The organism is Sphingopyxis sp. NFH-91, from assembly GCF_021401285.1.
GTDB classification, from domain to species: domain Bacteria; phylum Pseudomonadota; class Alphaproteobacteria; order Sphingomonadales; family Sphingomonadaceae; genus Sphingopyxis; species Sphingopyxis terrae_A.
This window is the reverse complement of the sequence record NZ_JACBGA010000026.1, coordinates 1-4,455: the sequence shown is the minus strand read 5'-3', so window position 1 is coordinate 4,455 and position 4,455 is coordinate 1. Positions and strand designations below refer to the sequence as shown.

Here is a 4,455-nt window from a genome sequence, read left to right as displayed (position 1 = left end):
GAGGCTGTACCGCGCTGACCGCGTTGCCTGCCGACCTTCGTGTCGGTGGAGATATCGACCTCATCGACTGCACGGCGCTCGCCAAGCTTCCGGAAAGATTGCACGTCAATGCCTCGATCCGCCTCGCCTATTGTACCGCACTTACTACCTTGCCGGATGGACTGAGCGTAGGCGGCGATCTCGACTTGAGATGCTGCACTGCGCTAACAAATTTACCCGCCGGACTGAGCGTAGGTGCGAATCTCTTGCTCAGGGCCTGCACGGCGTTAACTGCGCTGCCCGCCGATCTTGGCGTTGCCGGAAATATCGATCTCACCTTAAGCACCGCGCTCACTGAGCTGCCGGAGGGAATGCGCGTAAGTGGCTGGCTGAGCCTCTACGGCTGTACCGCACTCACCAAACTGCCGACGGGGCTGAACGTTGTCGGAGGGCTCGGCTTCAAAAATCTCAGCATTACGAATGACAGAATCATTCTTATCCGACGACCTTGCCCCGAAACGATACTTTCTGCCGCTATCGGCCGCCGGGTCGGCGATGTGATCCAGGATTGGGCTCTAAGTTATCGCGGCACCGCCGATCGCATCATCAAGAGGATCGAAACGGACCGAAACAACAATCTGGTTTTTCTTCTGGAGGATGGCAGGTGATGCAAAACATTGAACACCGGGGCCACACCATCGTCGACGGCGTCCTGCAGTTGCCCAACGTGCGGATGATGGAAGATATCGACCTTAGTTTCTGCACCGCGCTCACCATGCTTCCGAAGGGATTGCGGGTGGTTGGATCGCTCAACCTCGAATTTGTACTGCCCTGACCAGCTTGCCGGAGGGTCTGACGGTAGACGGAGATCTCAACCTCAGAGGCTGCACGGCGCTCACCGAACTGCCGACCGGACTGACAGTGGATGGATTGCTCGACCTCAATCACTGCACCGCGCTCATCGCCCTGCCGGATCGGCTGCGTGTGGGCGGGGCCCTCGAGCTCAGGGGCTGCGCCTCTCTGACTTCGCTGCCGAAACGCCTACACGCCGATGGAAACCTCACCCTCAATCGCTGCACCGCGCTCACCACACTTCCGGATGGTTTGAGGGTGCGTGGAGCGTTATTCATGAAAGGCTGCAATGCTTTAGCCGCGCTACCCAAAGGTCTTCGCGTCAGTTCACATTTATACCTCCGCGAACCAACCACGATCACTGCTTTGCCTGACGATATAGATGTTGGTTTAAGGATCGACCTCGAAAGCCTATTTATCGATGTAATCCCCCAATCCGGTGAAACTTGTATTGTCGTTCGCGATTGCGGCATCTCCGCCACCGCCCGCACGCTCGCCGTCGGCCGTCGTCTCGGCGACATGATCGACCACTGGGTCTTAAGCTGGAACGGAATTGGCGAAAAAATCATCACGAGCATCCGCGATGCAAATCCAGGTGAGGTCGAATTCTATTTGAACTCTTAGTCTCGACCAGCGGCAAGCTGCATCGGTCCAGCGCCGAGTGGTCACCAAGACAGGCCGCCCGCGCCGACGATCACTGACAATAGATGGCTTGTAAGCGCGTCCGCGCCCTTTCGGTGGGCAATTCCCCCCCAATCATCCCAACGGTGCACCCGCTCGGCGAGCCAGGCGAAAAGGTCGTCACGCGATTTTGCATCGGCGAAGGACTGCGACCACGCGATATTGCGCGTCGGCATCCGCGCGCCAACCGTAAGTCCGGTCAACGTCACCAGGTATCGCCTTCCCAGATTTTCGCGCGCGAACAGATGGCGACGAAATCCAACCTGCTGTTCAAAGGTGATCAGCGCCCGCTCCCGTGACTCGGCGTCGGGCCCCGCGCTCGCACTTACCGCGGCAACAACCGCCGCCATTGGCAAGCGCTCGAATTCCGGCTCGCGCGTGGCCTGCAGCATCATGAGCACCGATCTGCCCAATGAGCTCAGCCCCCCACCGAAGAGGTCCCTCCCCGCCGATGTCTCGACCATACCGATGCTGGCGAGCCAGCACAGATAGAATCGCCAGAACATCATGTCCCCGCCGAAAACATCGTGGTTGCTCTCCGTGCCAAACCAGCGCGCATCGATCGCGGTCATGACCCTCAGCATCAGTTCATGCTGTTCGGGTGCGAAGTGGACCGGCGGGAATCCAAGTTCTCCCTCCCAGAAGGCGTCCCTGACGCTCGCCCAATTTCGCCCAGCGGCATCCTCGTAGCCGCGCGGATTGGCTCGAAGCCACCAGCCCCACGGGAGTTCGCCGACGTGACGCTCAAAGTCAGCCACGGCCACCCCCGCGACGAGGGTCGAGGCCGAGCGGCGGCGGCGCGCCATCGCGCGCGGGCGCCGCGCCTCCTTCAGCGATTGCTCGCAGCTGAGCTGCGAGGGCGACCGTTTCCCTGACAACATATGCGTCGTCGCGATATATCCGTCCAAGCTCCGAGGACTTCGATCCGGAGGAATTCGGCCTGGCGTTCGGAATAAGATCGTAGGCATGATCGCAACTGAAGCCGAACCACCACGCATGCGAATCTTCGACGCGGTGGTCGGTTGCGTGTTCTACCGGATGGTAGACCGCCGGTCGTAATGTCACGTGGCAGATGCGGCGCGCCTCGACGGCTAACCGACGCGTCGGAGTCGGCCCTTCTTCGCACAGTCTTGAATAAGTCAAACCGCCATGCACATCGATTCCGATGTCCGGCGGAACTGCGTTTGCATCCCAGCCCCAGAGAGGGTGATCCTTGGGAATGCCGACATATCCGCAGAGAAAGCCATTGTCGGTGTTACGCAACATGATGCAGTCGTATCCACTCGCCGTATCGCGCCAGCTGACCTTGTCCGCCTCTCCCAGCCACGCCCCCTTGCCACCGGGCCGAGCAGCCTGATCGTAGAAAATTTCTTCTGCGGGAACGACGCAATCGCGGGTTGCATAGGCGCGGCCGGTGACGAGAGCGACGCCGCCTTCTCGCGCGACTTCGCCTCCGTCGCCGATCAGCTTCTCGGCGGCGAATTCGGAGCCGAGGATCGGCAGCAGCGTGTCGGCCGTTGCGGGCACGACGACTGGCGTCGCCGTTTTCCTGCGTACGGTCGTCTGGCGCCGCTCAGCTGGAACAAGCGCCTGCGATTTGGTGGTATTCTTAGCCATGCCTATGCTCCCGCTTAGTTTGAAACATCAATGCCAGTCGCCCCCGACAAGGCCTCATGGTGTTGTACCGGATGGTCTCTGCGCGCGTATCGCGTTCGCTCATCAGCCGCCGGATAGGTGATCCAAGAGCATTGAGTTCCGCCGAGTGGACGGCCCAGCCGCGAGGATCTGCCATGATATGCTGGCTATGGCCCACGCGGCGCTCCGTCCGACAAATAATAACAATATCGTTCGATAGGTCATACGACAGTCGGAGTCAATTGGCCGAACGAAATCGTTCACTTGACCGAACGATCGTTGATTTCTATGTCACCGATCGCATGGTAAGTTGGGTCTAAGGAGGTCATGGGCATGTCGTTGGCGATGAGGCTGCAGAACCTTCGCACGGCAAAGCAGCAATCGCTTCAGGAAGTGGCTGACGCCATTGGTGCGTCGAAAGCCCATATCTGGGAGCTTGAGAAAGGCACCGCCAAGAATCCGTCGATCGAACTCGTCCGAAAGCTCGCCGATTATTTTGAGGTGTCCATCGCTCACCTTGTCGGTGAGAAGCCGGACGAAGATGGCGATGACGAGCAGTTGCTCGTAATTTACCGTCAACTGAAATCTCTCGATCTGCGCGACCGCTTGGTTCTTGGAGATATCATCAAGGGAATGCAGAAGCGCCGTTCGGGAGCGTAGAAGAGTCGGCGCGCTTGGCATTGCTCTGAAGGTTCGGCCAATACCGTCGTAGCCGTCATCGGCTCCAAATCCGCGGCAAAGGACTTCGGGGCCGTCGGCGCTTCGGTCGATAGGGCTATCGCCAATTCTGTCAGTCGGTCTCGGGGGCGAATATTCGCATAGCGGACATTCGGCTCAATCGATCGAGGATGTTCAAGGAATTGGTAAGCTGACCGGGCTAGTTTATCTCCCATGAAATGGTTCTTTGTAATCGGGCTGGCGCTGACGCCGGCGTTCGCATTCGCGCAGGACATTAGTGGCTCGGCCCGGGCGATGGACGGCGACACTCTCAATATGGCGGGGATCGTCATCCGCTTGCACGGTGTGGACGCCCCCGAGCTCAACCAGACTTGCGCGCGCGAGGGACAAAGCTGGGCATGCGGCAAAGAAGCGTCGGCGAAACTGGCGCAACTGGTCAATGGTGCCGAAATGCGGTGTGAGCAGCGCGATGTCGATGACTATGACCGGATCGTCGCCAGCTGCACCGCGCGGCAGATAGATCTGGGCCAAGCCATGGTCGAAGCGGGCCTTGCAGTTGCGTTGCCTCAGTTTAGCGATCGCTATCTCGGCGCCGAGGCGCGCGCCAAGGCCCTCAAACTGGGCATCTGG

7 protein-coding genes are annotated in these 4,455 nt (G+C 59.6%); 5 read left to right on the top strand and 2 right to left on the bottom strand.

All coding sequences use genetic code 11. The features are described from left to right. From L0963_RS19470 to L0963_RS19460, 3 genes are all read left to right on the top strand, one after another. The coding region (locus L0963_RS19470; protein ID WP_234181465.1) for a hypothetical protein at nt 1-647 on the top strand (647 nt) is incomplete at its 5' end. Further along, nucleotides 647-814 (top strand): hypothetical protein, encoded by a 168-nt coding sequence (locus L0963_RS19465; protein ID WP_234181462.1) that lies wholly within the window; start codon nt 647-649, stop codon nt 812-814. The genes L0963_RS19470 and L0963_RS19465, both read left to right, overlap by 1 nt. Before the next feature lie 5 nt (nt 815-819). Then, nucleotides 820-1,455 carry a hypothetical protein gene (locus L0963_RS19460; protein WP_234181460.1) on the top strand — a complete coding sequence of 212 codons (636 nt, stop codon included), beginning with the start codon at nt 820-822 and terminating at the stop codon, nt 1,453-1,455. 41 nt (nt 1,456-1,496) lie between these two features. On the opposite strand, the gene L0963_RS19455 is transcribed toward L0963_RS19460, so the two are convergent. Next, nucleotides 1,497-2,270, bottom strand: coding sequence for a hypothetical protein (locus tag L0963_RS19455; RefSeq protein ID WP_234181458.1), 774 nt, complete (start codon nt 2,268-2,270; stop codon nt 1,497-1,499). Next, nucleotides 2,263-3,129: a hypothetical protein gene (locus tag L0963_RS19450; RefSeq protein ID WP_234181456.1), complete on the bottom strand. Its 867-nt coding sequence runs from the start codon at nt 3,127-3,129 to the stop codon at nt 2,263-2,265. Before L0963_RS19450 ends, L0963_RS19455 begins: the two co-directional genes overlap by 8 nt. A 351-nt stretch (nt 3,130-3,480) precedes the next feature. On the opposite strand from L0963_RS19450, the gene L0963_RS19445 reads away from it, so the two are divergent. Together L0963_RS19445 and L0963_RS19440 are read left to right on the top strand one after the other, a co-directional pair. Then, on the top strand, nt 3,481-3,807 hold the full coding sequence (locus L0963_RS19445; protein WP_234181454.1) for a helix-turn-helix domain-containing protein: 327 nt from the start codon (nt 3,481-3,483) through the stop codon (nt 3,805-3,807). A 333-nt stretch (nt 3,808-4,140) separates the two neighbouring features. Further along, on the top strand, nt 4,141-4,455 hold a 315-nt coding region (locus tag L0963_RS19440), incomplete at its 3' end, for a thermonuclease family protein (RefSeq protein ID WP_234181452.1).

What these genes read in the sequence shown, in the direction of transcription:
- L0963_RS19445 (WP_234181454.1), top strand. Translation starts at nt 3,481, where the DNA reads ATGTCGTTGGCGATGAGGCTGCAGAACCTTCGCACGGCAAAGCAGCAA.
- L0963_RS19465 (WP_234181462.1), top strand. Translation starts at nt 647, where the DNA reads ATGCAAAACATTGAACACCGGGGCCACACCATCGTCGACGGCGTCCTG.
- L0963_RS19450 (WP_234181456.1), bottom strand. Translation starts at nt 3,129, where the DNA reads ATGGCTAAGAATACCACCAAATCGCAGGCGCTTGTTCCAGCTGAGCGG.